Origin of the sequence: Enterocloster sp. 210928-DFI.2.20 (genome assembly GCF_020554465.1) — a bacterium.
Lineage (GTDB): Bacteria > Bacillota > Clostridia > Lachnospirales > Lachnospiraceae > Enterocloster > Enterocloster bolteae.
In genome coordinates, this window is sequence record NZ_JAJCHK010000008.1 from 104,701 (window position 1) to 107,417 (window position 2,717).

2 protein-coding genes are annotated in these 2,717 nt (G+C 49.5%); both read right to left on the reverse strand.

Annotated features, from left to right (window positions below):
• Positions 1-89: 89 nt before the first annotated feature.
• Complete coding sequence (locus LI015_RS09920; RefSeq protein WP_227124793.1) at positions 90-830, reverse strand: tyrosine-type recombinase/integrase; 741 nt, start codon at positions 828-830, stop codon at positions 90-92.
• The gene (locus LI015_RS09925) at positions 812-2,629 is read right to left on the reverse strand and encodes an EAL domain-containing protein (RefSeq protein ID WP_227124801.1); all 1,818 of its coding nucleotides are present in this window, start codon (positions 2,627-2,629) and stop codon (positions 812-814) included. The genes LI015_RS09920 and LI015_RS09925 overlap by 19 nt, the downstream gene beginning before the upstream one ends.
• Positions 2,630-2,717: the final 88 nt, after the last annotated feature.

Sequence of the window (2,717 nt, forward strand, 5' to 3'; positions counted from 1 at the left end):
TTGCTGAAAATACGTCTTATGTATCGCAAAGTTTCAATCATGTCGTCTATGGCTGTGGATTACCTCTGAGTTTTATTCTGTTTTAAACCTTAAATTACATTTTTATCTTCGGGTATGATCTGAACCACCAACTCTGAAACAGCCAGATTCAGCAGCTGCTGGGGTTTCACTTTATCAGCGTCCACCCCGGCTCCCCGGCAGAGCTGCTTCATGTCTTTATGGATGTTGCTCCTGTGATATACCCCACCGTGAGCGGTCCTGAACACCGGACCGCTGGTGATCTGTTTCCACTGGCAATACTCTAACAGTTTGAGCTTTAAATCAGACGGAATGTACAAAACCCGTCTGCTTCCCTTCCTTGTCAGAACGATATACCCCTGTTCCACTGCTTCTCTGGTAATAAGGGGATGTTCACTGACCCTTAACTGTAACGCGCACAGGGTCTGCATAAGCAGAGACAAACGCTGGTCTCCCATACGTTCTGCCTCCGCCAACAAACGCATGTACTCCTTTACCGTTAGCCGGGACCTGCACAGTCCCTCCACCGGCTGCAGCTTTGGTACCTGGATTTTACATTCATTCCAGCCCGCAAAACTGAAAAACGTATTGAGTCCGTTCAGAATCGTAATGATACTCCCTGCACTGTATCTGGACTTCAATGCTTCCTCATACTCGGTGCAGACGCTCCGATTGATTTCCCTGTTCCGTACATAATGAAAAAAATTTATCACATCCCTCCGGTAGCGCTCCTGTGTGGACCCGCTGTATTCGTTCTTCAGTGAGTCAGCATATGACTCAATTAATTCTTCCGTCAAGATTCTTTGCTGCATTCCTCAACATTCCTCCATACAATGTCTTCGGCCCGTAACACCTGTTCCTCAAACGCGGTTTCCGGCATAGGCCGGTAATAATAATAGCCCTGGGCTATGTCACAGTGCAAATTCCTGAAATATTCCACCTGCTCCCTGGTCTCTATCCCTTCGCAGATAATCGCCGTGTGGGTTTCTTTCGCTATCTCGATCAGCTTTTTAAGCACCAGCTGGCCCTTGGGGTTTTCGAAATTGGCGGTCAGGCTCCGGTCCATTTTCAGCACATCCGGCTCAATCAGCATCAAAAGCCCCAATGCCGTATAACCGGTTCCGAAATCGTCAATGTCCAGACGGAATCCGCGGTTATGCAGCTCCGCCGCCAGTCTCTGGATCATCTCGTTGTATTCTGTAAAGGCGCTCTCCGTCAGCTCGAAGGCAATCAGGTCATGGGGGATTCTCCATTGGTCTACAACGCCGCAGAATTCCTCCACATATTTCCGGTCCTCCAAATGGAGCCTTGATTGGTTGATGGACACCGGCGGTACATGATAGCCGGAATCCAGCCATCTGCGCATACTGGCGCACAGCTTCTCCAGCATATAGAAATCCAGTGTCTTGATGAATCCTGTGGTTTCAAACACCGGTATGAATTCGTCGGGCATCACAATCCGTCCGTCCGGCTTGACCCACCGCACCAGAACCTCCGTCCCTATCACCTTCCCCGTATCCAGGCAGACCTGGGGCTGGAAATACATTTTAAAATCGTCCCGCTTCATGGCGAATCTGGCGGTCTCCACCAGCTCCTGTTCCCTCAGCTGGCACCGTTCAATCTCCGGATCATAGTAGATATAGTCATCTTCCAGCCGCCTTCTGGTGCTCCTGTAATGCTGCGCCAGCATGGCTTTATCTAACATCCGCTTGACCGACTCTTTGTTTCCCGGCTCAATCAGGCACACGCCGCCCGAGAAATGAATACTGATATTGAGTGTTTCCTCGGTCTCCTGACTGACAAATTTCTCTTTAAAACTGTTGATTCTGCGGTCCAGCGCCTCGCGGTCTTCATAGGCCATCAGGATGGCGAAGTTATCCTTCTCAATGCGGGAACAGATCTCCTCTTCTTCACACAACTTTTCCAGGTTACTGGCTATCTCCCGCAGGATGTGATCCCCGGTCCGGTATCCCAGGATGTGGTTGATATAGCGGAACTGGTTGATTCCAAATTTCAAAATGGCATACGGGCGGTCCGGATGTTCCTTCAGGATGGCCTCGGCATGTTCCACAAATCCCTCCATATTAAAAATTCCTGTCAGGGAATCCATCTTCCGGACCTCATCAATCCTTGTGGCCGCCATCTCAGCCGCGGCTTCCTTGATAAACCGGTAATCGCGGCGTCCCCTGCGCGCATTCAGATAGGCCGCGCCCTCCTGCGCCTTGTCCGGCATCGAATTGTGGAGATGGATGATTCTCCATCTCCTTCCCTCCTTCCGGTAAATGACAGAAAAACGCATATGTTCATCAAAAACCAGCTCTGCCTGGTGAGGTGTCCTGACGTCCATTTCCGCCAATACGCAGACTACATGTTCCGCCGGGAACTGTACCTGGTATTCCTCGTTTAACAACAGGAAGCTTCCTGTATATATTTCTTTCTCCTTCTGGAAATGTTCCTGTGCCTCTTTAAAAGAGCGGCATATTTCCCCCCTTCCCGTCCCAATCCAGGTAATGTCCTTTGAAAGACATTTCTCCAATGTCACATAATCTCGTTTCACGAAATATAGACGCGAAAGCAGCTTTGTTAACTCAATTGCCCTCTCTCTTCTCATATGTTATCTCCTATGGCCGGCCGGGATCTAACTCCGGTAGGCCATTTCATTCTGGTATCATCATCGTTTCAATACTACCAATGCTTTT

What these genes read in the sequence shown, in the direction of transcription:
- LI015_RS09925 (WP_227124801.1), bottom strand. Translation starts at nt 2,629, where the DNA reads ATGAGAAGAGAGAGGGCAATTGAGTTAACAAAGCTGCTTTCGCGTCTA.
- LI015_RS09920 (WP_227124793.1), bottom strand. Translation starts at nt 830, where the DNA reads ATGCAGCAAAGAATCTTGACGGAAGAATTAATTGAGTCATATGCTGAC.